We start from the raw sequence: 22451 nt of genomic DNA on the forward strand, positions 1-22451 counted from the left end.
CAGGTACTGCTAACCCCTCATTGTGGCCGAGTAACTGCGGATCGCGACGTAGCCCCGCGGGTTTTTCGGTCGAATGGTGACATGTCCACCGCCGCGAAGCGAGTCACCTAGTACCAGGCAAAGGCAACTGTTGGGTATCAATCTGCCCCGCGGGCGGCGACATGATGGGTTCATGGGCGACGATGAACGGATGCGCGCGCAGCCATGGGTGGACGCGGCCACACCGCCGACGCCACCTACCGCCGTGCCTGCGGAACGTGAGGTCGGCGAATACCGTCGGACCGCTAGTTTTCGCACGCGGCGCTCACAGCTGTCGGCCGCGCAGCAGCGGACCTGGGAACGGCTGTGGCCGGAGCTCGGCATCGTTGCCGTATCGGGAGACGACTCGAAAGGACCGGCAGAGCCGCTGGACACCCATGCCTGGTTCGGTCGCGACGCTCCGCTTGTGCTTGAAATCGGCTGCGGCACAGGAACTTCCACGTTAGCAATGGCGAAGTCCGAGCCAGACGTCGACGTCATCGCTGTCGAGGTCTATCGGCGCGGGCTGGCCCAACTGCTGTCGGGCATCGACCGGGAGCACGTCACCAACATCCGGCTGATCCGCGGCGACGCCGTCGATGTGCTGGACCTGCTGCTGACTCCCGGCTCGCTCACCGGGGTCCGGGTGTTCTTCCCCGACCCGTGGCCCAAGGCCCGCCACCACAAGCGCCGACTGCTGCAACCGGCCAATGTGGCGATGATTGCGGACCGGCTTCGGCCCGGCGGGGTGTTGCACGCCGCGACCGATCACGCCGGCTACGCCGAGCAGATCGCCGAGGTCGGCGACGCCGAACCGCGGCTGACCAGGCTGGACGCCGGAGCGCAGACCCGGGTGTCCACCGCGCGTCCGGCCACCAAATACGAGGGCAAGGCGCACGACGCCGGCAGCGCCGTCACCGAATTCCTCTGGGAAAGACGCGCGCTATGAGTCTCACCGACGAAACGACCAGCGCTCCGGCCGCCCCGCCCGGCGAGCTTCAGGCCGAATCGGGGCCTAAGCCGCGGCGGGTGCTTCTGGTCTGGGACGCGCCAAACCTCGACATGGGCCTCGGATCGATCCTGGGCCGTCGGCCCACCGCCACCGAACGGCCCCGCTTCGACGCACTCGGACGCTGGTTGCTGGGCCGCACCGCCGACGTGTCGACCCACCACGACGCCGTATCCGCCGAGCCTGAGGCGACCGTGTTCACCAACATCGCCGCAGGCAGCGCCGACGTGGTCCGGCCGTGGGTCGATGCGCTGCGCAACGTCGGGTTCGCGGTGTTTGCCAAACCGAAGCTCGACGAGGACAGCGATGTCGACAGCGACATGCTCTCCCACATCGCGCAGCGTTCGCAGGAGGGTTTGGCGGCGCTGGTGGTCGCATCCGCGGACGGGCAGGCATTCCGTACGCCGTTGGAGGAAATCGCCCGCAACGGGGTGCCCGTCCAAGTGCTGGGATTTCGCGAACATGCGAGTTGGGCGCTAGCGTCGGATACCTTGGAGTTTGTCGACCTGGAGGACATCGCGGGTGTTTTCCGGGAGCCCCTGCCGCGGATCGGCCTAGATTCGCTGCCTGACAAGGGGGCGTGGCTGCAACCGTTCCGGCCACTGTCCTCGCTGCTGACCTCGCGTGTCTGACAACTTCACACCAATGCGCGGGTCGTCGCAGATCCAGTAAAGGAGCTTACGTGTTCGCCTGGTGGGGTCGAACTGTATATCGCTACCGATTCATCGTGATCGGGGTGATGGTGGCGCTGAGCCTGCTCGGCGGCATCTTCGGGATCAGCCTCGGCAAGCACGTCACGCAGAGCGGTTTCTACGACGACGGCAGCCAATCGGTCAAGGCGTCGGTGCTCGGCGACGACACCTACGGGCGTGACCGGACCAGCCACATCGTGGCGATATTCGCCGCACCCAAATCGATCAACGACCCGGCCTGGCAGAAGAAGGTCGTCGACGAACTCAACGCCTTCAAGAAAGACCACCCCGACCAAGTGGTCGGCTGGGCCGGCTGGCTGGCCGCACCGACCAGCACCGACCCCGTCATCAAGGGCATGGCTAGCGAGGACGGCAAGCACACCTTCGTCAGCATCCCGCTCAAGGGCGACAACGACGACACGATCCTGACCAATTACAAGGACATCGAGCCCGACCTGCAGAAGCTCAACGACGGAAAGATTCAGCTCGCCGGTCTGGAGCCGATCGCCAACGCATTGACCGGCACCATCGCCACCGACCAGAAGCGCATGGAGGTGCTGGCGCTGCCGCTCGTGGCGGTCGTGCTGTTCTTGGTGTTCGGCGGTGTGATCGCGGCAGCGCTGCCGGCGATCGTGGGTGGCCTGAGCATCGCCGGCTCGCTCGGCATCCTGCGCTTGATGGCCGAGTTCGGCCCGGTGCACTTCTTCGCCCAGCCCGTGGTGTCGATGATGGGTTTCGGTATCGCGATCGACTACGGACTGTTCATTGTCAGCCGGTTCCGGGAGGAGATCGCCGAGGGCTACGATACCGAAGCCGCGGTGCGCCGCACGATGATGACGGCCGGCCGCACCGTGGTGTTCTCGGCGACGTTGATCGCCGTGTCGGCGGCCAGTTTGTTCCTGCTGCCGCAGGGCTTTGTGAAATCGCTGACCTACGCGGTGATCATCTCGGTGTCGCTGGCCGCGGTGATGTCGATCACGCTGCTGCCGGCCTGCCTGGCGATCCTGGGCAAGCACGTCGACGCGCTCGGCGTGCGCACCCTGTTTCGGGTGCCGTTCCTGGCGAACTGGACGCCGTCCCGTGTGTACCTGAACTGGCTGGCCGACCGGCTGCAGAAAACTAAAACCCGGGAAGAGGTCGAGGCCGGATTCTGGGGCAAACTGGTCAACGTCGTCATGCGGCGGCCGCTGGTGTTCGCCATCCCCATCGTCATCGGGATGATCGCGCTGATTCTTCCGCTGCACAACCTCTCCTTCGGCGGCGGGATCAGCGAGACGTACCTTCCGCCGGACAACTCGGTGCGCCTGGCACAGCAGAATTTCGACAAACTCTTTCCCGGCTACCGCACCAACCAGCTGACACTGGTGATCGAAAGCAACAACCACAGCAAGGTCACCGATCAGCAGGTCGCCGAGATCCGCAACGACGCCGCCTCGATCAGCGGCTTCACCGACACGACGTGGCAGGAGCGGGCCTGCCCGACGATCGAAGGCAACCCCTGCGTCTCGATCCCGAATGGCAGCCACCCCAAGGACGATTCGGTCCGGGTGATCCAGAACGGTCTGGCGCACGCGAGCGACGCCGCGAAGAAGCTCTCCGAGTTACGGTCGATGTCGCCGCCGCGCGGCCTGACCGTGTTGGTAGGCGGCGTACCGGCGCTCGAGCAGGACAGCATCCACAGCCTGTCCAATAAGGCACCGCTGATGGCGGTGGTGCTGCTGTCCACCACGATGCTGCTGATGTTCCTGGCGTTCGGGTCGGTCGTGCTGCCGATCAAGGCCGCAGTGATGAGTGCGCTGACGCTGGGATCGACGCTGGGCATCCTGACCTGGATCTTCGTCGACGGACATTTCGCCAACCTGCTGAATTTCACCCCGGCGCCGTTGATGATCGTCATCATCGCGTTGGTGGTCGCGGTCGGTTTCGGCTTGGCCACCGACTACGAGGTCTTCCTGGTCTCGCGCATGGTCGAGGCCCGAGCCCGCGGGATGTCGACCGCCGAGGCGATCCGGATCGGAACGGCAACCACCGGTCGCCTCATCACCGCGGCCGCATTGGTCCTCGCAGTAGTCGCCGGCTCGTTCGCGTTCTCCGACCTGATGATGATGCAGTGCCTGGCCTTTGGTCTGATGGCGGCGCTGCTGCTGGACGCCACCGTGGTCCGGATGTTCCTGGTGCCGTCGGTGATGAAGCTGCTCGGCGACGACTGCTGGTGGGCCCCGCTCTGGATGAAGCGCCTGCAGAATCGTTTGGGGCTCGGCGAGATTCACTTGCCCGACGAGCGCAAGGTGCCGTTGGCGCGGGCCCGGTCCGGTCGGCCTGCCGCCACCACCCGCCCGCCGGTCGCGCCGACGCCGCGTCCGCCGCACGACCCCACTCACCCCAGCCCGGAGGGCGGCGTGCGGCCGACCCGGCCACCGACACCCCCCATCGCGCCGCGACGCGACGTGCGGCCGCCGGCCGCCGATGCGCCGTCGGCTGCCGGGACCACCCGGATGTCCGCGCCGGGACGGACCGAGCCCAAAGAGGCGCCGACGACCCGCTTCTCGGCCCAGCCGACTCCGCCGGCCGCTCCGGCGCCGATGCGGCCGCCGGCACCGTCCGCTCCCCCGCAACCGCCACGCGGGGAGGACCGCGAAATCGAGTCCTGGCTCAGCGACCTGCGCGGCGGAAAGACCGGCGACCCGCGCGGCGCTGCCCCCAAGGCCCCGCAGCCGTCCGCCGACGAAACCCGGGCGCTGCAGATCCCGCCGCGGGACAAGCCGTCGGGCCCACCGCCCACCGGACCCGAAGACGCCACCACCGCGATCCCGACCGCACCGCGGGAGGACAAGGATTCCGACGCCGCCACCGAGAAGCTCAACGCCCGCGGTGAGAAGCCGCGGCCACGCCGCGGCGGCGGGCTCAGCGCTCAGGACCTGCTGCGCCGAGAGGGACGGATCTAATCGCGAAGTCGCTTCGCGCTGTTAGCTTTTGGATCCCACTCGGTCCGGATCGGCCTGCATGACCGTGGCTTCGTCGTCCTCGGTTTCGGCCGCAGCTTCTTCCGGGTCGGCGGCCAGCAGCACCTTGAACGCGTTGTTCAAGAATGCGACGGTCGGGACCGACAGCAGCGCACCGATAATCCCGGCAAGCACGCCGCCGGTGGCAATCGCCACCACAATGGCCAGCGGGTGAATCGACACCGCCCGACCCATCACCAGCGGCTGCAGAATATGGGCCTCGAGCTGGTTCACCGCGACGAGCAGGCCGAGGGTGATCAGCGCGTAGACAAAGCCTTTCGCCAGCAGCGCCACGATGACCGCCAGGAAGCCGCTGAGGACAGCACCGACCAGCGGGATGAAAGCACCCAGGAACACCAATGAGGCCAGCGGTAGCGCCAGCGGCACACTCATGATCGCCAACCCGGTGCCGATGCCCAGCGCGTCGACCAACGCCACCAGGAAGGTGGCCCGCACATAGCCGGTCAGCGAGTGGAATCCGGCACCACCCGCCGTGCGAACCCGCTCGCGGACATGGGTGGGGACGAGCTTGGTGACGTAGCTCCAGATGTTACGTCCGCCGTACAAGAAGAAGATCAGCGTGAACAGCATCAGCAGTGCCGCGGTGATGATTTCGGTGATGGTGGCCGCGGTCGAGAGGGCACCGCTGGTCAACTTCTCCTGATTGTTCTGCAGCGCCTGGATTGCCGAATTGCCGGCGTGGTCGATCTGCTGGCGGCTCAGATGCAGCGGACCCTCGATCAGCCACCTCTTCGCGGAGTCGATGCTGCGGGTGACTTCGTTCACCAAATCCGGTACACCAACGATGAATTGGCTGACGACGAAGGTCATGATCCCGCCGAGGATCGCGAAGCCGGCCAACAACACCAGCGCGACGGCGCCGCCACGGGGCGCACCGCGCTTGTCCAGCCAGTCCACGACGGGAACCAGCAACGCGCTCAGCATCAGGGCGAGCAGCAGCGGAACGACGATCACCTCGAGTCGCTCGACCACCAAAAGCAGTGCGACGACGGCGGCCAGGATCACCAACAACCGCCAGGCCCAGGCTGCGGTCTTGCGGACAATCGGTTCTACCGATTCGGCGTAATCGGACGCGGCCTTCGACGGCATAGCGCCAAGACTATGTGCGAACACCCGCGTCGCGCAGCGATCCGGGCGCGACCTGCGGCGTTACGCTGATCGCGTGTCACACGACGCACCAGCCGGCAACGTCGACGGTCAGGCTCTCGAGCACGACCGCGGCAGGTACCGGTGGCTGCGGTGGGCCGCGCTGGCGGTGGTCGCGATCGTGTTGGCCGTCGAGGTGGCGCTGGCGTGGGATCAGCTGGCCAAGGCCGCCCGGAGCCTGTATTCGGCGAAGTGGTGGTGGCTGCTGGCGTCCGCGCTGGCGGCGGTGTTGCTGATGCACAGTTTCGCCGAGGTGCAGCGGACGCTGCTGGGCTCAGCGGGAGTGCGGGTGCAGGGGCCGCGATCCGAGGCGGCCTATTACGCGGCCAACTCGCTGAGCACCACACTGCCCGGAGGTCCGGTGATCGCCGCGACGTTTCTGCTCCGCCAGCAACGACTTTGGGGGGCATCGACGTTGGTGGCGTCCTGGCAGTTGGTGATGTCGGGAGTGCTGCAGGCGGTGGGATTGGCGTTGCTCGGACTGGGCGGCGCGTTCGTCCTCGGCGCCAAGAACAACCCGTTCTCGTTGCTGTTCACCTTGGGTGGCTTCGTCGCGCTGCTACTGCTGGCGCAGGCGGTGGCATCCCGACCGGATCTGATCGAAGGCATCGGCTGCCGGGTGTTGGCGCGGTTCAACGCGTTACGCGGCCGGCCGGCCGGCGTCGGTCTGGCCAAATGGCGCGAGATGCTCTGCCAGCTGGAATCGGTCAGCCTGAGCCGTCGAGACCTGGCGGCTGCCTTCAGCTGGTCGGTGCTCAACCGGTTCGCCGATGTCGCGTGCCTGGGATTCGCGGCCTACGCCGCCGGAGCGCATGCGTCGGTCGGCGGGCTGACGGTCGCGTGCGCCGCCGCCCGCGCGGTCGGGACGATCCCGCTGATGCCGGGCGGGCTGCTGGTGGTCGAAGCGGTGCTGGTGCCGGGCCTGGTATCCAGCGGGATGTCGCTGCCGAACGCCGTCTCGACGATGCTGATCTACCGGCTGATCAGTTGGCTGATGCTCGCCGCGATCGGCTGGGTGGTGTTCTTCTTCATGTTCCGCGCCGAGAACCACCTCGACCCCGACGACACCGAGGCCGAATCAACACCCTGTCTTGACGCCGTCGAGGCGCCGGAGGAGGCCCTGCAGGGCCCGTCAGACGACGAACGAACGACGTGAAACCCCGACCTATGTGAAAGCCGCCCTATCTGACGGCGCTCAGTCCCGGCACGGCTGCGGTGGTGCCGGGCACAGCTGCGGCGGCGCCCGCGCCGCCCGGCATCGTGTTCTGCGCCCCCGAGATAACGCCGCCCGGCATGGCTGCGGCGGCGCCGCCCGGCATCGCCCCCTGCGCCGACTGCATGAATCCGAGCACCTGCGGAAGGCTGACCGAAATCTTGCAGCGGCTGGACAGTCCGGCGAGCGGCGACGCGATGGTCTGCATGTCGCTGGCCGCTTTGGGGTTTGCGTCGAAGTAGGTCTCCAGCGAGCTGACCGATGTCGGACCCGGGGGCTGCTGCATGACGGAGGTCATCGCCTGGTTGGTCTCCGGGTGCCCGTCGAGGTAGTCACCGGCGGACCTGGCCACGTTGCTGATCGTGCGCGCCATTTCACTGGCGGCACACGGATCTGACGCCCCGACCGCCGAGGGCGCGGACAGCAACACCACCGCCGTGGCACCGCCCAGCCCGGTCGCAGTCAGCGCGGCCAGCAGTCGACGGCGCGCCGCCGCACTTGCAGTCAGGGACCTCATCGCAACTCCTTGTAGCTTGCCGGGCTGATTGCCCAGCTGCCGGCGTAGCGCCAACGCATGCCGATAATCCTGCCACCGAATTCGTCGCCGTCGCCAACCCTGTGTTCAGGGTTCTCGTCACACCTGTGCAAAACCTGTGCGGGAATCGGCATCGTTGCCGAGTCGTTGCAGCTCAGCGACCCATAAGCAGCCTCGGCAGATAGCTGGCTGGGGTAGGCTCGCGGGCACGCAAACTAATGCGGGGAGACCACAATCCAGCACTTCATGATGCGCTTGAGCAGCAGCCTGCGCAGGTGTCGCTGGCTGGTCTTCGCAGGCTGGGTGCTCGCGCTGATCCCGGCCCTCTACCTGGTGCTGACCTCGTCGGGTCATCTCACCGGTGGTGGCTTCGACGTGCCCGGGTCCCAGTCGCTGCGTGTCCACGACCAACTCGAAGCGCATTACCCCGACCAGGGCACATCACCGCTGGCGCTGGTGGCGGCCCCGCGCGCGGATGCCAGCTACGAGGACATGAACGCCGCTGCCGGGTTCCTGCAGCAGGTTGCCAAGCAACTGCCCGACGTGGTGGTGGTGCCCAATCCCGCCCAGCCCGCCCCGCAGCCGGACCGGCCGTACGTGGTGTCGTTGCGACTGGACGGCGCCACCAACAGCGCCAGCGACGCCGCCAAGAAGCTTCGGGTCAAGGTCGGTGTGCAGGGTGAACGTCCCGGACAGCTGCAGAACGGCCGGGTCCGGCTCTACGTGATCGGCCAGGGTGCGCTGAGCACGGCCGCTGCGGCCAACACCAAGCACGACATCGCCAAGGCCGAGCAGTGGAACCTTCCGATCATCCTGATCGTGTTGCTGGCGGTGTTCGGCTCGCTGGCCGCCGCCGCGATCCCGCTGGCGCTGGGCATCGTCACCGTCATCGTCACGATGGGCCTGGTCTACCTACTGTCGGCCTACACGGTGATGTCGGTGTTCGTCACGTCGACGGTGTCGATGTTCGGCATCGCGCTGGCGGTCGACTACTCGCTGTTCATCCTGATGCGCTTCCGCGAGGAGTTGCGCGCCGGACGCCAGCCTCAAGAAGCGATCGACGCGGCGATGGCGACGTCGGGCCTGGCGGTCGCGCTGTCCGGGATGACCGTCGTCGCGTCGCTGACCGGCATTTACCTGATCGACACTCCGGCGCTGACATCGATGGCCACCGGCGCGATCCTCGCGGTTGCCGTGGCGATGCTGACGTCGACGACCATGACGCCGGCGGTGCTGGCGACGTTCGGTCGGTCGGCGGCCAAACGGTCGGCGGCGCTGCACTGGTCGCGGCGCCCGGAGACCACGCAGTCGCGGTTCTGGACGCACTGGATCGGCGCGGTGATGCGCCGGCCCTGGGCGTCGGCGACGGCAGCCTCGGTCGTGCTGCTCGCGATGGCGGTGCCGGCGCTGTCGATGGTGTTGGGCAACAGCCTGCTTCGCCAGTTCAGCTCCTCGCACGAGATCCGCGCCGGGGTGTCGGCGGCGTCCGAGGCGCTGGGTCCCGGCGCGCTCGGCCCGGTTCAGGTGCTGGTGACCTTCCCCGACGGCGACGCGTCGTCGGCGACGCACACCCAGTCGATCGCCGCGATCCGCGACCAGATAGGTCGCTCTCCCAACATCCTGTCGGTGGCCGCGCCGGTCTTCGCCGACAACAACAGCAGCGCGATGGTGTCGGCGATGTTGTCGGTGGACCCCGAGGACCTCGGCGCCCGCAACACCATCGATTGGTTGCGCGGCCACCTTCCGGCGGCCGCCACCGATTCGGCGCAGGTGAGTGTCGGTGGACCGACGGCGCTGATCAAAGACTTCGACGACCAGGTGTCGCGAACCCAGTTGCTGGTGTTGGTCTTCGTTGCGCTGATCGCGTTCGTGATGCTGCTGCTGTCGATCCAGTCGGTGTTCCTGGCGCTCAAGGGCGTGGTGATGACGATGCTGTCGGTGGCCGCGGCCTACGGCAGCCTGGTCGTCGTTTTCCAGTGGGGTTGGCTGGAAAAGCTCGGCTTCGCCCCGATCACCTCGATCGACAGCACCGTTCCGCCGCTGGTGCTGGCCATGACGTTCGGCTTGTCGATGGACTACGAGATCTTCCTGCTGACCCGGATCCGGGAACGGTTCCTGCAGACAGGCAACACGCACGACGCGGTGGCCTATGGCGTGAGCACCAGCGCACGGACCATCACCAGCGCCGCGCTGATCATGATCGCGGTATTCATCGGCTTCGCGTTCGCCGGTATGCCGTTGGTGGCCGAGATCGGAGTGGCATGCGCGGTGGCGATCGCGGTCGACGCCACCGTGGTGCGACTGGTGATGGTGCCTGCCCTGATGGCGGTGTTCGCCGAGTGGAACTGGTGGCTGCCCGCCTGGCTGGAACGCATCCTGCCGTCGGTCGACTTCGAAAAGCCTTTGCCCGCAGTCGATCTCGGCGACGTGCTGATGATCCCGGACAGCATCTCAGCTCCTGCGGTGCCCAGTGCCGACCTGCGGATCGTGCTCAAATCCGCGGCCCGGCTCAAGCACCTGGTGCCCGATGCGATCACCGTCGCCGACCCGCTGGCGTTCATCGGATGTGCTCGCGCCAGCGAGCCGCACGTCAAGGTCAAAGGCGGCAACTACGTCGCCAGCGCCGCGTCCCGCCAACTGGCGGTGATCGGCACGCCCAGTGGTAACAACGGTAGCAACGGCGGCCATCCGACCGCGCGGAAGTTCGTCGGCGGCCGGTCGCAGCGCAGCGGCACCGGCCGCGCCGCACCGCGCGGGGCGCGGCCCGTCCACCCGGTCACGTTGTGGCGGGGCCGGCTGTTGGTCGCGCTGGATGCGTTGGGAGCACAAGCCGCCGCCAGCGAAAGCGCCCAGCCGGAATTCGAGCGGCGCAGCCCGGTGGAAACCACGCACGTCCAGTTGCCCACCGGCGACCGGCTGCAGATCCCGACCGGCGCCGAGACGCTGCGGCTCAAGGGCTACCTGATTCTGAGCCGCAACAGCAGCCGCGATTTCACTGAATTCGCCGAGCTGGTCGACACCATGGACGCCGAGAACGCCGCAGTCGTGCTGGCCGGGATGGACAGGTATTACTCTGGTCAATCACCCCGGCGGCAATGGATCGCCAGCCAGCTGGTCCGTCGGCTCGCTGACCCACATCCGTCGGATATCGAGCACGATGGTTGGCCGGAGTCCGATACGAAGGCAGACTGGGAAGGTGTACGGCGGCGCTGCCTCGCGGTGGCGGTGGCGATGTTGGAGGAGGCGAGGTGACGTTGGCAGCGGATCGACGCCATGGGCAGTCGCCGCACCGTGCCCCGGCGAGCCCCCGCAACGGTGATCGGCCCGTCGAGTTCTGGCCGACTTCAGCGATTCGATCGGCGCTCGAAGGTGGCGACATCGCCGTCTGGAAGCAGATCGCGGTGGCGATCAAGCGCGATCCGTTCGGCCGCACCGCCCGCCAGGTCGAAGAGGTGCTGGAGAACTCGCACCCGTACGGCATCTCCAAAGCCCTCGCCGAGGTGCTGGACCGGGCCCGGGCACACCTGGAGGCCAATGAGCGCTCCGAGGTGGCCCGTCATGTCCGGGTCCTGATCGAGCGCTCCGGCCTGAAGCTGCCGGAGTTCGCATCCCGCATCGGCGTGCCCGTCGACGAACTCGGCGAGTACCTCGACGCGGTCACCAGTCCGTCGGCGTCGTTGATGATCCGGATGCGCCGGCTGTCCGATCGCTTCGCCAAAGCCCGTACGCACGAATCTCCTCCACAGCAGACCCGGCGCACTCCGCAGCGGCCGCCACGCGGCTACTGATGGTCGGCCGGCCCGACACTGACACCCTGCGGCGAATCCTGGTCGACACGCGGACCATCGCGGTCGTCGGCGCATCGGACAAACCGACCCGCCCCAGCAACGAGATCTACAGGTATCTGGTGGCAACCGGCCAGTATCAGGTCTTTCCGGTGAACCCGACAATCACCGAAATCGATGGCGCACAGGTGTATTCACGATTGGCCGATCTGCCGGTGGCGCCCGATATGGTCGACGTCTTCCGCCGTTTCGACGACCTGCCCTCGGTGCTGGCCGAAGTGCTCGCCCTCCCGCTACGGCCGAAGACCCTCTGGTTGCAAGAAGGTCTCTGGCACGAGGACGTCGGCCGCGAGGCCGAAGCGGCCGGGCTGCAAGTGGTCATGGACAGCTGCCTGATGGTCGAGGACGCGCGACTTCGCTAGAGTTTTCAGCGCGGGTTGAGCGGCGATACGCCGACGACCAGCCAGTGGCCGCTCTGCTTGGTCAGCGTGACCCGCAGTGCCAGCACCGCGTTGTCGGGCGGCTGGCCCGGTTCGTTCTGCGTCGCCCGCATGACGACCGCCACGGCGGCTGCGGACGGGCCGATTGCCTCGAGGCCGGCCTCCATCGTCGCCGCGGTGGCCGTGACATTGCGATGCGCCAAATCCGTTGTGGCCTTACCGAACTGCTCTTTGAACGTAGCTCCCTGCTCGGGCACCATCATCGCCGCGGCACGGTCGATGGCGGCCATCGGCTCGGATGGCGAGAACGTCGCCGTCGCCTGGGCCATCTCGGTGGCGATGCGCACCACCTCGGCCGAATCGACCTTCAGGTCGTGGTCCGGCGACGTCCAGTGCCGGTATCCGGTCAGCACCGCCGCGACCAACGCCGATGTGGTCAGCGCGACGACCGCCAGACGCAGGCCGGGTGCGTCGTCGTCGGTGCCCACCGTCACCGAATCACGGCGCAGCAGAAAGATGTTCAGCGCCACGCCCTCGACGATCAGCAGCACCAGCACCGAACACAGCGACACCCACCAGACCGGCCACGACAGCACATACCCGATCGCCAGCAGCGCCGCGATCGCGGCCAGCGGCGCCGCGACGTCGAAAGCCAATACCCGCCATGCGTTCCTCATCGGATCGACTCCAGGTGCGCGATCATCAGCTTGCCATCGACGTCGGCGATTCCGAGCCGCAGATTCCAATGCACGGTCTGCGACTTGCCGCCGGCGTTCTCGGTGACCGAGGTGGCCACCACCATGACCGTGTCGGTGCGGCGGGCGATGGACGCCGGCAATTGATCCGACGGTGCGGGTCGACCCGGCTGTGCGTCCAGGTCGTGGTGCACCGTCTCGAAGGCGACCGCCTCGACCTCGCCGCGGCTGCGCGACTGCAACCGCTCCACCACTTGCTGATACGGCTGGATCGACGAGTCGAAATCGGCGTTGAGTTCACCGATGGTGCCGTCGTGCAGACGCTGCAGGCTTTCCTTGATGTTCTCGGTGTTCATGTTGATCAGCAGGCCGGTCCAGTCGGCCGCGGCCTGCATGGCCCGAGTTTGGTAGCTGCGCTCGTCGGCGTCGCTGCGGTGGCCGGTCCAGATCACTGTGCCCAACGCGATCGCCGCCACGCACAGCGCTCCCAACACGGCCGAGCCGATGCCGTAGGGCGAGAAGGCCGGGCCGTCGACGTCGTCGTCTGTCGACGTGACTGTGGACTCGTCGGCCGGCGGCGCGGCTTGCTCCTCGTCGGGCATGGCCGTGAGCCTAGCCGGGCAACGATGCGGAGCCCGCAGGGCGATGGGGAGGAGCACGGCAATCAGAGACAGCATCGTTGGCTAAGGAACAATGGCAAGCGTGACGATAGAAACTATCCGGTCGGGCCTCGACCTGAGCCATGTCGACGTTGGTGCCCGCCCCCAAGACGACCTGTTCGGACACGTCAACGGTCGCTGGTTGGCCGACTACGTCATCCCCGCCGACCGTGCCACCGACGGCGCCTTTCGGCTGCTGGCCGACCGCGCCGAGGAGCAGGTACGCGACATCATCACCGAGGCCGCCGCGACCAATGGCGCCGAGGGCACCGACCCGCAGCGCATCGGCGACCTCTACGCCAGCTTCATGGACACCGACACCATCGTGGCCCTCGGCGTCCGCCCGCTGCTCGACGAGCTCGCCGGCGTCGATGCCGCGCTGACGCGCGCTGAGCTGGCCGCCGAACTCGGCAAGCTGCAGCGCACCGGCATCGGCGGCGGCACCGGCCTGTACGTCGACACCGACTCGAAGAACTCCACCCGCTACCTGCTGCACCTGAGCCAGTCGGGCCTCGGGCTGCCCGATGAGTCGTACTACCGCGACCCCCAACACGCGGCGATCCTCGCCGAATACCCCAAGCACATCGAGCGGATGTTCGCGCTGGTCTACGGCGAGGACGAGGGCGACTGGGAGGCGACCGCCGCGCACATCGTCGCGCTGGAGACCAAAATCGCGGCCGCACATTGGGACGTGGTCAAACGCCGCGACGCCGACCTGACCTACAACCTGCGCACTTTCGCTGAATTATGCTCGGAGGCAACCGGTTTTGACTGGCCGGTGTGGCTGCATGCAGTGGGCGCTGACCTCTCCGGCAAGGCGAGTGGGCCCCTCGAGGTCGTCGTCCGCCAACCCGACGCGCTGATCGCATTCGCCGCGCTGTGGGACAGCGAAGGCCTCGAGGACTGGCAGCGTTGGCTGCGCTGGCGCGTGATCAGCGGGCGGGCGTCGCTGCTGAGCGACGACATCGTCGAGGAGAACTTCGCGTTCTACGGCCGCACGCTCTCGGGCACCGAACAGTTGCGGATGCGGTGGAAGCGCGGCGTCGGCCTGGTCGAGACCCTGATGGGCGACGCCGTCGGCCGGCTCTACGTCGAGCGGCACTTCCCGCCGGACGCCAAGGCCCGGATGGACGAGTTGGTGGCCAACCTGCGGGAGGCCTACCGGGTCAGCATCACCGACCTGGAGTGGATGACGCCGGAGACTCGCAAGCGGGCGCTGGAGAAGCTGGACAAGTTCACGCCGAAGATCGGCTACCCGGCGAAGTGGCGGAACTATTCGTCGCTCGTCATCGCCCGTGACGACCTGTATGGCAACTACCAGCGGGGCTACGCGCTGGAATACGACCGCGATTTGGCCAAGCTCGGCGGGCCGGTCGATCGCGACGAGTGGTTCATGACGCCGCAGACCGTCAACGCCTATTACAACCCCGGGATGAATGAAATCGTCTTTCCGGCAGCCATTTTGCAGCCTCCGTTCTTCGACGCCGAAGCCGACGACGCCGCCAACTACGGCGGTATCGGCGCGGTGATCGGCCACGAAATCGGCCACGGCTTCGACGACCAGGGCGCCAAGTACGACGGCGACGGCAACCTGGTCGACTGGTGGACCGACAACGACCGCGCCGAGTTCGGTTCCCGGACAACGGCTCTGATTGAGCAGTACGAGGTGTTCACTCCTCGTAGCCTCGGCGCCTCCCACCACGTCAACGGTGCGTTCACCGTTGGGGAGAACATCGGCGATCTCGGTGGGCTGTCCATCGCGCTGCTCGCCTATCGGCTGTCACTGAAGGGCGCAGACGCGCCCGTCATCGACGACCTGACCGGGGTTCAGCGGGTGTTCTTCGGCTGGGCTCAGGTGTGGCGCACCAAATCCCGTGACGCCGAGGCGATTCGGCGACTTGCCATCGATCCGCACTCGCCGCCGGAGTTCCGTTGCAACGGCGTCATCCGCAATCTCGACGTCTTCTACGACGCCTTCGGTGTCACCGAGGCCGACGGGCTCTACCTGGACCCGCAGCGCCGAGTCAGGATCTGGAACTAAAGTCGGTGATCAGGCTCCGACAGGTATTCGAGGTCGAGCGGCTCCGACTTTCGAACTCTGGCGAGCGGGAATTCGTCGTCGCCCCACAGCTGCCATTCGACTGCGCTCACCGCGGCGCCAACGACTTCTGCCTGCTCCCCTAAGTCCTTCGGCGGCTTACATAGAGTTGCAAATGACTCTGCTAACGCGTCCAGAATATGTTGTCGTTCATGCACGTCGAACGTGTTAGCAAGTAGATCAGCGAGTGCAGCAGGCGATTTGATGCGGTCTTCCGGATCGCGCAGGCTCTGCGCAAACTCGGTTAGTTCGGGTACGCCGTCGGCCAGTGTGGGCAATGCCTCTGCCCGCACGATTGTATGAACTGTTAGGCGGTAGGGGGCCTGACTCCACTGACTTGCCTCCTCGACCCGTATTTCTACGACAAGTTCTCGGAGCAATTCGCCCAACGTAGACTGCTTGCGGTACTTTTCGCGTATGACGTGCTCGAGCGGACGCAACCAGTAGACAACGTTGTCCGGAAACGGGAATCTACCGAACCATCTAGTGAGCGACAGCGAGAAATCACGCTTCAATTGCTCGTCATCGATATCGATTCCAGGCGTATATGCCCGGCCAATCAAGACCTCCTTCTTGTGGGCTTCGACGAAGCAGAGGTCTGCGAATTGACTGGTCCCAAGAAGTGGCATCGCGACAAATCTCGGATTTGCTGCTGTGGCGGCCTGCGAGCGGTCAGCGCCTGCTAGCGTAACCACGTCCGCGAGAATTACCGTGGGGCGCTTCGGCAAAACGACATCGCACGTTTGTGAAATGACCACGAGCTGGCGCGGTTCGTGATCGTCGAACTCAGCATCCAACGAGAACACGTGTCCTTGACGGACTTGCTGAAAGAATTCCTCTTCGGAACTTCCTTTCGGATCTGTCACTGATTAGGCCTAATCGACCGCGATTCCGGTCCGCGGGGGCCGATTAATGTCGGTCTCACGCGAAGACCGCCTTGCACGTTCTGCGTCGATTATGTTCAATCCGCTATCCGATGCTAATAGCGCTTGCCGGCGGTCCGCAGGCGCTAGATGCCTCACAGCCTCGACCGCACGAACAATATGCGCTAGAAGCTCTTCGTTCGATGCAGTCATCCGGCCACCTGAGGCCCATAGGTGCACAGCACGGCGAGAGACACCGAAATATTTGGCGATTTGCTCCCAGGTGAGGCCGGAAACCTCGCGTGTTTCAGCGAGCACCGACGCCGTGGAGCGCCCACGGGCGCTAGCGTCAATCGGACAACCAATTAAGGGCGGCACAATATTTAGAATTTCCTCTATCGGCGCCAGATAATTCGAACTCATCGGGAAGGAGTGCCGAAAGTCTTGCAGTTGCCCGTTGGATGAGCCAATCCATACGGCCGCGCCGACACCCAGCGCAAGCAGGACGGTTTCGGTCCCCCGCGGCAGTGGGCTAACGCGTGAAGCGGGCACGATACTCATCAGTAGTTACCTTTGTGAAGAAGTCGAGAGCCTTTGCGGCAAGCACGCTCGCTTGTTGACTCAGTGAGGCGTCATCAAATGCGGATGAAGGTCCGCCGGCAAACGCGTCGAGGTCCAACATCCATGACGGCGTCGAGACGGGCTGAATGGTCGTGTCGATACTCGCGTTCGGCGGAAGATAAGCAGATTTGACCAACAGCGAAGCCTCGCCACCGTCGTAGACTGTCTCACCAACATGGTGAACCAAAGTGTCACCAAAACTCAAAGCCAGAGTCCCAAGGACTGCGGGATCGAACATCTCTCGTAGCGACTCTAGGTCGGATTCATCACTGAATCGGTTGGTATATCTATAGCCGAAGCGATCCCAACGCTGGAGTGGTAAGTACCCTTTTATCTCGCGTAGCACGGCCACGAATCGAGGGATGAAGTCCTCGTGCGAACGGTAAGCGGAGGTTTCCAGCGTGACGAAGGTCGCGGCGAACGTGACAGTCCAGTGCCGGTCACCGTCGGTAAATCTGTGGAGTGTGCCGCCTGACTGCTGCGTCACACCATCCGGCGTCACCACGAAACCGAGTTCCTGACCTCTTTCTCGTAGTGGGTAGTCTTTCCCAATTCGGATAGCCAGCTGGTCCGCGACGTTGTCGTGAGCAAAACCAGACATGACCGGCCAGCGAACTTGCGACAGAACTCGAATCAGATGCGGGGACTGCGATGCCCCCCCTCTGGTCTCGGCGGCAATTGACTCAGTCACACTTCACACGATACTTCACAGTCGGCACCGGCGAGGCTTTCCATGGCCGGCGGAATCCGAAGTGAGTCCGCCCCGAGGATCAGCGATAGTTTGAACGGTCTAACGATGCACTTGGGCGGAGCACTTGAGCACTACCTCCCAAGTAGATTGCTGCGAGCAACCGATACACGCGCCAGTGACCAACAGCTTCGCGGAGTCGGCGTACCCGACTGGCGGGATGGTCAGGGACAGACCCACCACGCCGTCCGCGCACGCTCGTCAAAGATGACTGGGACAGGCCCACACACGTCAAGGACCCGTACCGACGCAGCGCGGTTTTAAAGCTGCCAGTCGTTGGAGCCGTCGTTTTTGCTGTAGGTCCCCACCGAGTTCTTGACGACGATGGGGTCGCCGGCACCGAAGTTGGCGAAAAACCACTTGGCGTTGGTCGGGCTGATATTGATGCAGCCGTGGCTGACGTCGCGCTTGCCCTGGTCGGACACCGACCAGGGCGCGCTGTGCACATAGTCGCCGCTGTTGTCGAATTGCACGGCGTCCTGGACGTCCACCTTGTAGCCGTAGGTCGAGTTGACCGGCACGCCGTAGGTGGACGAATCCATCACGACCTTGGCCTTTTTGTCGAGCACGTAGTACGTGCCGTTGGGCGTTTGGTGACCGCCGGCGGCCATGCCCATCGACATCGGGAAGGTCTGCTCCACCGCGCCGTTACGTGCGACGACCAGTTGGTGGGTCGCATCGTCCGCGGTGGCCAGCAGCGCATCGCCGGTGACGAAGTTGTTCTGCGTGCCGGCCGCGTCGACGTGCACCGCGGTGTGCGCGGGCCAGAAGCTGAGCGGGCGCCAGCGCACCTGGCTCGACGTCAGCCAGTAGAACTTGCCCGACACCGGCGGGGTCGACGACACGTGGATCGCCTGCTCGGCCATGTGCTGGTCGGCGATCGGGCGGGCGAAGTTGATGATGATCGGCTCAGCGACGCCGACAGTGGAGCCGTTGACCGGGTTGAAGGTCGGCGGCACGAACGGCGGCGGCCCGGTGAACGGCTCGGGGTTCTGCCCGACGACCGGCCCCGACGGCGCGGCGGCCGGGGTCGCCGGCGGCACGGCGAGCGGGTCACCCGGCGGCGTTGCGACCGGGCCGCCCGGTGCGGGCACGACCGGCGGCTGGCCGGCCAACGGATCGGCGGGCGGCGGTGCCGGGTTCCCCGGGGGCGGAGCCGGGGCGTCCACTCCGGGAGCGGGCGACGGCGGTTCTGGGTCGGCAACAGCCATTCCGCTGCCCAGCATCAGCGCAGCGGTCACTGCTACTGCGCTGAACGCGGCCGCCAGCGGACCCTTGGTCCATCGCGACATTTGATTCCCTCCAAGTCACGGTCTCAGGCCAGTATGCCGTAGCTCAGCGCCCAGCCATTAATCCGGCGACGGCAGCAGCGTCGAAAGTCCGGCCGCCGTCAGCCCGCTGAGCTGCGTTTTTAGCCGCTACTGTGAGTTGCTCGCGGGGACGTCGAAGAGCTGCCGCTCGGCGGTCATTCCGGCCGCCCCGAAGCCGATCAAGGCGGCCGAGGCGGCGAACATCGCCAGCACACCGCGCTCGTAGAACAGGCCGCCCGCGAACGACCCGGCCATGATGCCCACCTGGAAAGCCGCCATGTACAGGCCGGACGCGCCGTCGGGGTCGTCGGCGCCGGCGCGCATCGCCGCAGCCTGCAGCATGGGTGACACCCCGTTCGCAAAAGCCCCCCACAACGCGATGGCGACGACGCCGACCAGGGCGGTCGCGATCGCCGGCAGGCGGTGGAAGGTCAGCGCGGTCAGCACCAGCAGCGTCACGTACAGGCCGACCATGCAGCTGATCGCGGCGGCTCGTGGGTGATGATCGAGCGGCCGGGCCACCAGCGGCATCGCCAGCAGTCCCGCGATGCCGTAGATGGACAGCAACCAGGCGATATCGGGTCCGCGAATGCCTACGACGTCGCGGATGATCACCGCGAGGAACGTGAACGAGATGTAGTGGCCGGTGACCGCGATCATGGTCAGCAGGCTCACCGAGATCAGCCTGCGGTTGCGGTGGTGCCCGGCGGCCCGGCCGACGCGGGCGCGCTGCTCGGTGCTCAGCGACAACGGCGGTAGCACCGCAGCAGCCGCGACGGTGACGACCGCGGCAAGGGTGGCCACCGACCCGACTGCGATCCGCCAACCCCAGGTCAGGCTTATCGCCGCCGTCGCCGGGCTGCCGACCACCACGGCCAGGCTGATACCGATGTAGATCATCGTCGTCGCACGTCCCGAGTGGCTCGCCGGCACCAACCGGGTGGCGACCGGCGCGATCACCGACAGGATCAGCCCGTGGGTGACCGCCGACAGCGCGCGCCCGCCGGCCAGCACCACGAAGTTGGGCGCCAGCGCGGAGATGATCTGAGAGACTGTCAGGCAGCACAGCGACAGCAGCAGCGCGCGGCGGCGCGGCCAGTGCGCAGTCCAGCGGACCAGCGGAACCGTTGCCACCGCGGCGACCAGGGCGTACCAGGCCAGCAACGTCCCGACCACGGGGATGCTGACGTGTAGATCACGGGCGATCGCGGGCAGCGCTCCGATCGGCAGCAGCTCGGCAGTGACGTAGATGAAGGCCGCAGCGGCCAGGACCGCGAGCTGGAGAGCTATTCGAACGGTCCAGGGCCCGCTCGTCGCGGTTCCTCCCTCGGCGGCACGGGCAGGCACCACGGCCACTACTCAACCACGCGTGGCAAGGATCCGTTGACGATCAGGAGCGGACGAGTCGCGCAATGGCCGCGGAGGCTTCGGCGAGCTTCTGGTCGGCCTCCGAGCCGCCTTGCGCTACTGCGTGGGTGAGGCAGTGCCCGAGGTGTTCGTCGAGCAGGTTCAGCGCCACCGACTGCAGTGCGTTGTTGGCGGCGCTGATCTGGGTGAGGACGTCGATGCAGTATTTATCGTCTTCGATCATCTTGGCGATGCCGCGGACCTGGCCCTCGATGCGCCGTAATCGTTTGGCGTAGTTGTCTTTCTGCGACGAGTATCCGTGTGTGGGTGCCATCTGCCCCTCCAACATCGTGGTCGTGACGTTCGTGCTCGGGCCATTGCGGCGGCGCCGGTATTGCCACCATTGTCAACGATTGGCCCGCGTTCGCGCCACGCCACCCTGGTAAGGGCGCATTTCGCCGGTTCGGCACGCATACCCCTTGGGGGTATTCTAACGATTTTGGCCGACCTGTCGAAACACGCATACTTGATCAATGGCCGACACGCATTCCTCTCCCACCATCGACATCAAGCCCCGCAGCCGCGAGGTCACCGACGGCCTGGAGAAGGCCGCATCCCGCGGGATGCTGCGGGCGGTCGGGATGGACGACGAAGATTTCGCGAAGCCGCAGATCGGGGTCGCGTCGTCGTGGAACGAGATCACGCCCTGCAACCTGTCGCTGGACCGGCTGGCCAAATCCGTGAAGGAAGGCGTGTTCGCCGCCGGCGGCTATCCGCTGGAATTCGGCACGATCTCGGTGTCCGACGGTATCTCGATGGGTCACGAGGGCATGCACTTCTCGCTGGTCTCGCGCGAGGTGATCGCCGACAGCGTCGAGGTCGTCATGCAGGCCGAACGGCTGGATGGATCGGTGTTGCTGGCCGGGTGCGACAAGTCCCTGCCCGGGATGCTGATGGCCGCGGCCCGCTTGGACCTGGCATCGGTGTTCCTCTACGCGGGCTCGATCCTGCCCGGTCGCGCCAAACTCTCCGACGGTACGGAGCGCGACGTGACGATCATCGACGCGTTCGAAGCGGTCGGCGCCTGCGCCCGCGGGTTGATGTCCCGCGAGGACGTCGACACCATCGAGCGGGCCATCTGTCCCGGTGAAGGCGCGTGTGGCGGCATGTTCACCGCCAACACCATGGCCAGCGCCGCCGAGGCACTGGGCATGTCGCTGCCCGGTAGCGCCGCTCCTCCGGCCACCGACCGCCGCCGCGACGGCTACGCCCGACGCAGTGGTGAGGCGGTCATCGGCCTGTTGCGCCGCGGAATCACCGCGCGCGACATCTTGACCAAGGAGGCGTTCGAGAACGCCATCGCCGTGGTGATGGCGTTCGGCGGTTCGACCAACGCGGTGCTGCACCTGCTCGCGATCGCCCACGAGGCCGACGTGAAACTGTCACTCACCGACTTCAGCCGCGTCGGCGCGAAGGTGCCGCATCTGGCGGACGTCAAGCCGTTCGGCAAGCACGTCATGTTCGACGTCGACCGCATCGGCGGAGTGCCGGTGGTCATGAAAGCGCTGCTGGATGCCGGTCTGCTGCATGGCGATTGCCTGACCGTGACTGGTAAAACCATGGCCGAGAACCTCGCGCACATCGCCCCGCCGGACCCCGATGGCAAGGTGCTGCGGGCGCTGGACAACCCGATCCACCCCACCGGCGGGATCACCATCCTGCACGGTTCGCTGGCCCCGGAAGGCGCCGTGGTCAAGTCGGCCGGGTTCGACTCCGACGTGTTCGAGGGCACAGCAAGGGTTTTCGAGCGCGAGCGGGCCGCGCTGGACGCGCTGGAAGACGGCACCATCACCCATGGCGACGCGGTGGTGATCCGCTACGAAGGGCCCAAGGGCGGTCCCGGGATGCGCGAAATGCTGGCGATCACTGGCGCGATCAAGGGCGCCGGACTGGGCAAGGACGTGCTGCTGTTGACCGACGGCCGGTTCTCCGGCGGCACCACCGGGCTGTGCGTCGGCCACGTCGCGCCCGAGGCGGTCGACGGCGGGCCGATCGCGTTCCTGCGCGACGGCGACCGGATCCGGCTCGACGTCGCCAACGGCACCCTGGACGTACTGGTTGATGCCGACCAATTCGCTTCCCGCCGTGAGGGTTTCACCCCACTGCCGCCGCGCTACACCTCGGGCGTGCTGGCCAAGTACGTCAAGCTGGTCGGATCGGCGGCCAACGGGGCGATCTGCGGCTAGTCG

The 22451-nt window shown here is 66.3% G+C and carries 18 protein-coding genes; 9 read left to right on the forward strand and 9 right to left on the reverse strand.

The window, feature by feature from the left end:
• The first annotated feature begins 172 nt into the window (after window positions 1-172).
• The 3 genes from trmB to ACQY5A_RS24125 are packed head-to-tail and all read left to right on the forward strand — an operon-like array spanning window position 173 to window position 4664.
• On the forward strand, window positions 173-967 hold the full coding sequence (gene trmB / locus ACQY5A_RS24115) for a tRNA (guanosine(46)-N7)-methyltransferase TrmB (RefSeq protein WP_428342772.1): 795 nt from the start codon (window positions 173-175) through the stop codon (window positions 965-967).
• Entirely contained in the window at window positions 964-1659 is a 696-nt protein-coding gene (locus ACQY5A_RS24120; protein ID WP_428342773.1) for an NYN domain-containing protein, read from the forward strand. Before trmB ends, ACQY5A_RS24120 begins: the two co-directional genes overlap by 4 nt.
• A gap of 50 nt (window positions 1660-1709) precedes the next feature.
• Window positions 1710-4664, forward strand: a complete 2955-nt coding sequence (locus ACQY5A_RS24125; RefSeq protein WP_428342774.1) for an MMPL family transporter — start codon at window positions 1710-1712, stop codon at window positions 4662-4664.
• Window positions 4665-4685: 21 nt separating this feature from the next.
• Here ACQY5A_RS24125 and ACQY5A_RS24130 read toward each other — a convergent pair whose 3' ends face one another.
• The gene (locus ACQY5A_RS24130) at window positions 4686-5831 is read right to left on the reverse strand and encodes an AI-2E family transporter (protein ID WP_428342775.1); all 1146 of its coding nucleotides are present in this window, start codon (window positions 5829-5831) and stop codon (window positions 4686-4688) included.
• A 73-nt stretch (window positions 5832-5904) separates the two neighbouring features.
• On the opposite strand from ACQY5A_RS24130, the gene ACQY5A_RS24135 reads away from it, so the two are divergent.
• Window positions 5905-7044 (forward strand): lysylphosphatidylglycerol synthase transmembrane domain-containing protein, encoded by a 1140-nt coding sequence (locus ACQY5A_RS24135; protein WP_428342776.1) that lies wholly within the window; start codon window positions 5905-5907, stop codon window positions 7042-7044.
• Window positions 7045-7069: 25 nt separating this feature from the next.
• On the opposite strand, the gene ACQY5A_RS24140 is transcribed toward ACQY5A_RS24135, so the two are convergent.
• Window positions 7070-7618 (reverse strand): hemophore, encoded by a 549-nt coding sequence (locus ACQY5A_RS24140; RefSeq protein WP_428342777.1) that lies wholly within the window; start codon window positions 7616-7618, stop codon window positions 7070-7072.
• Between the two features lie 264 nt (window positions 7619-7882).
• On the opposite strand from ACQY5A_RS24140, the gene ACQY5A_RS24145 reads away from it, so the two are divergent.
• Genes ACQY5A_RS24145 through ACQY5A_RS24155 form a run of 3 tightly spaced genes read left to right on the forward strand, consistent with a single transcriptional unit; the run spans window position 7883 to window position 11843 of the window.
• Window positions 7883-10888, forward strand: a complete 3006-nt coding sequence (locus ACQY5A_RS24145) for an MMPL family transporter (protein ID WP_428342778.1) — start codon at window positions 7883-7885, stop codon at window positions 10886-10888.
• Window positions 10885-11424, forward strand: coding sequence for an XRE family transcriptional regulator (locus ACQY5A_RS24150; protein WP_428342779.1), 540 nt, complete (start codon window positions 10885-10887; stop codon window positions 11422-11424). The genes ACQY5A_RS24145 and ACQY5A_RS24150 overlap by 4 nt, the downstream gene beginning before the upstream one ends.
• Window positions 11424-11843 (forward strand): CoA-binding protein, encoded by a 420-nt coding sequence (locus ACQY5A_RS24155; protein ID WP_428342780.1) that lies wholly within the window; start codon window positions 11424-11426, stop codon window positions 11841-11843. Before ACQY5A_RS24150 ends, ACQY5A_RS24155 begins: the two co-directional genes overlap by 1 nt.
• A gap of 5 nt (window positions 11844-11848) precedes the next feature.
• On the opposite strand, the gene ACQY5A_RS24160 is transcribed toward ACQY5A_RS24155, so the two are convergent.
• Both ACQY5A_RS24160 and ACQY5A_RS24165 read right to left on the reverse strand, forming a co-directional pair.
• Complete coding sequence (locus tag ACQY5A_RS24160; RefSeq protein WP_428342781.1) at window positions 11849-12538, reverse strand: hypothetical protein; 690 nt, start codon at window positions 12536-12538, stop codon at window positions 11849-11851.
• Window positions 12535-13158, reverse strand: coding sequence for a hypothetical protein (locus tag ACQY5A_RS24165; RefSeq protein ID WP_428342782.1), 624 nt, complete (start codon window positions 13156-13158; stop codon window positions 12535-12537). Before ACQY5A_RS24165 ends, ACQY5A_RS24160 begins: the two co-directional genes overlap by 4 nt.
• A gap of 91 nt (window positions 13159-13249) precedes the next feature.
• Here ACQY5A_RS24165 and ACQY5A_RS24170 point away from each other — a divergent pair, with 91 nt between their 5' ends.
• Window positions 13250-15256 (forward strand): M13 family metallopeptidase, encoded by a 2007-nt coding sequence (locus ACQY5A_RS24170; RefSeq protein ID WP_428342783.1) that lies wholly within the window; start codon window positions 13250-13252, stop codon window positions 15254-15256.
• Here the strand turns inward: ACQY5A_RS24170 and ACQY5A_RS24175 are convergent.
• From ACQY5A_RS24175 to ACQY5A_RS24195, 5 genes are all read right to left on the reverse strand, one after another.
• Window positions 15253-16179 carry a hypothetical protein gene (locus tag ACQY5A_RS24175; protein WP_428342784.1) on the reverse strand — a complete coding sequence of 309 codons (927 nt, stop codon included), beginning with the start codon at window positions 16177-16179 and terminating at the stop codon, window positions 15253-15255. The two genes, ACQY5A_RS24170 and ACQY5A_RS24175, sit on opposite strands and share 4 nt — an antisense overlap.
• 529 nt (window positions 16180-16708) lie before the next feature.
• Entirely contained in the window at window positions 16709-17488 is a 780-nt protein-coding gene (locus ACQY5A_RS24180) for a TIGR04255 family protein (RefSeq protein WP_428342785.1), read from the reverse strand.
• A 317-nt stretch (window positions 17489-17805) separates the two neighbouring features.
• Window positions 17806-18837: a L,D-transpeptidase gene (locus ACQY5A_RS24185; protein ID WP_428342786.1), complete on the reverse strand. Its 1032-nt coding sequence runs from the start codon at window positions 18835-18837 to the stop codon at window positions 17806-17808.
• Window positions 18838-18963: 126 nt separating this feature from the next.
• Window positions 18964-20202: an MFS transporter gene (locus ACQY5A_RS24190; RefSeq protein ID WP_428343318.1), complete on the reverse strand. Its 1239-nt coding sequence runs from the start codon at window positions 20200-20202 to the stop codon at window positions 18964-18966.
• A 43-nt stretch (window positions 20203-20245) separates the two neighbouring features.
• Complete coding sequence (locus ACQY5A_RS24195; protein WP_240260977.1) at window positions 20246-20536, reverse strand: metal-sensitive transcriptional regulator; 291 nt, start codon at window positions 20534-20536, stop codon at window positions 20246-20248.
• A gap of 199 nt (window positions 20537-20735) precedes the next feature.
• On the opposite strand from ACQY5A_RS24195, the gene ilvD reads away from it, so the two are divergent.
• Window positions 20736-22448 carry a dihydroxy-acid dehydratase gene (ilvD, locus tag ACQY5A_RS24200; protein ID WP_428342787.1) on the forward strand — a complete coding sequence of 571 codons (1713 nt, stop codon included), beginning with the start codon at window positions 20736-20738 and terminating at the stop codon, window positions 22446-22448.
• The last annotated feature ends 3 nt before the right edge of the window (window positions 22449-22451 follow it).

It is taken from the genome of Mycobacterium sp. (genome assembly GCF_965277065.1).
In the GTDB taxonomy this organism is placed as follows: Bacteria; Actinomycetota; Actinomycetes; order Mycobacteriales; family Mycobacteriaceae; genus Mycobacterium.

What these genes read in the sequence shown, in the direction of transcription:
- trmB (WP_428342772.1), top strand. Translation starts at nt 173, where the DNA reads ATGGGCGACGATGAACGGATGCGCGCGCAGCCATGGGTGGACGCGGCC.
- ACQY5A_RS24120 (WP_428342773.1), top strand. Translation starts at nt 964, where the DNA reads ATGAGTCTCACCGACGAAACGACCAGCGCTCCGGCCGCCCCGCCCGGC.
- ACQY5A_RS24130 (WP_428342775.1), bottom strand. Translation starts at nt 5,831, where the DNA reads ATGCCGTCGAAGGCCGCGTCCGATTACGCCGAATCGGTAGAACCGATT.
- ACQY5A_RS24140 (WP_428342777.1), bottom strand. Translation starts at nt 7,618, where the DNA reads ATGAGGTCCCTGACTGCAAGTGCGGCGGCGCGCCGTCGACTGCTGGCC.
- ACQY5A_RS24145 (WP_428342778.1), top strand. Translation starts at nt 7,883, where the DNA reads ATGATGCGCTTGAGCAGCAGCCTGCGCAGGTGTCGCTGGCTGGTCTTC.
- ACQY5A_RS24155 (WP_428342780.1), top strand. Translation starts at nt 11,424, where the DNA reads ATGGTCGGCCGGCCCGACACTGACACCCTGCGGCGAATCCTGGTCGAC.
- ACQY5A_RS24160 (WP_428342781.1), bottom strand. Translation starts at nt 12,538, where the DNA reads ATGAGGAACGCATGGCGGGTATTGGCTTTCGACGTCGCGGCGCCGCTG.
- ACQY5A_RS24165 (WP_428342782.1), bottom strand. Translation starts at nt 13,158, where the DNA reads ATGCCCGACGAGGAGCAAGCCGCGCCGCCGGCCGACGAGTCCACAGTC.
- ACQY5A_RS24170 (WP_428342783.1), top strand. Translation starts at nt 13,250, where the DNA reads ATGGCAAGCGTGACGATAGAAACTATCCGGTCGGGCCTCGACCTGAGC.
- ACQY5A_RS24185 (WP_428342786.1), bottom strand. Translation starts at nt 18,837, where the DNA reads ATGTCGCGATGGACCAAGGGTCCGCTGGCGGCCGCGTTCAGCGCAGTA.
- ACQY5A_RS24195 (WP_240260977.1), bottom strand. Translation starts at nt 20,536, where the DNA reads ATGGCACCCACACACGGATACTCGTCGCAGAAAGACAACTACGCCAAA.
- ilvD (WP_428342787.1), top strand. Translation starts at nt 20,736, where the DNA reads ATGGCCGACACGCATTCCTCTCCCACCATCGACATCAAGCCCCGCAGC.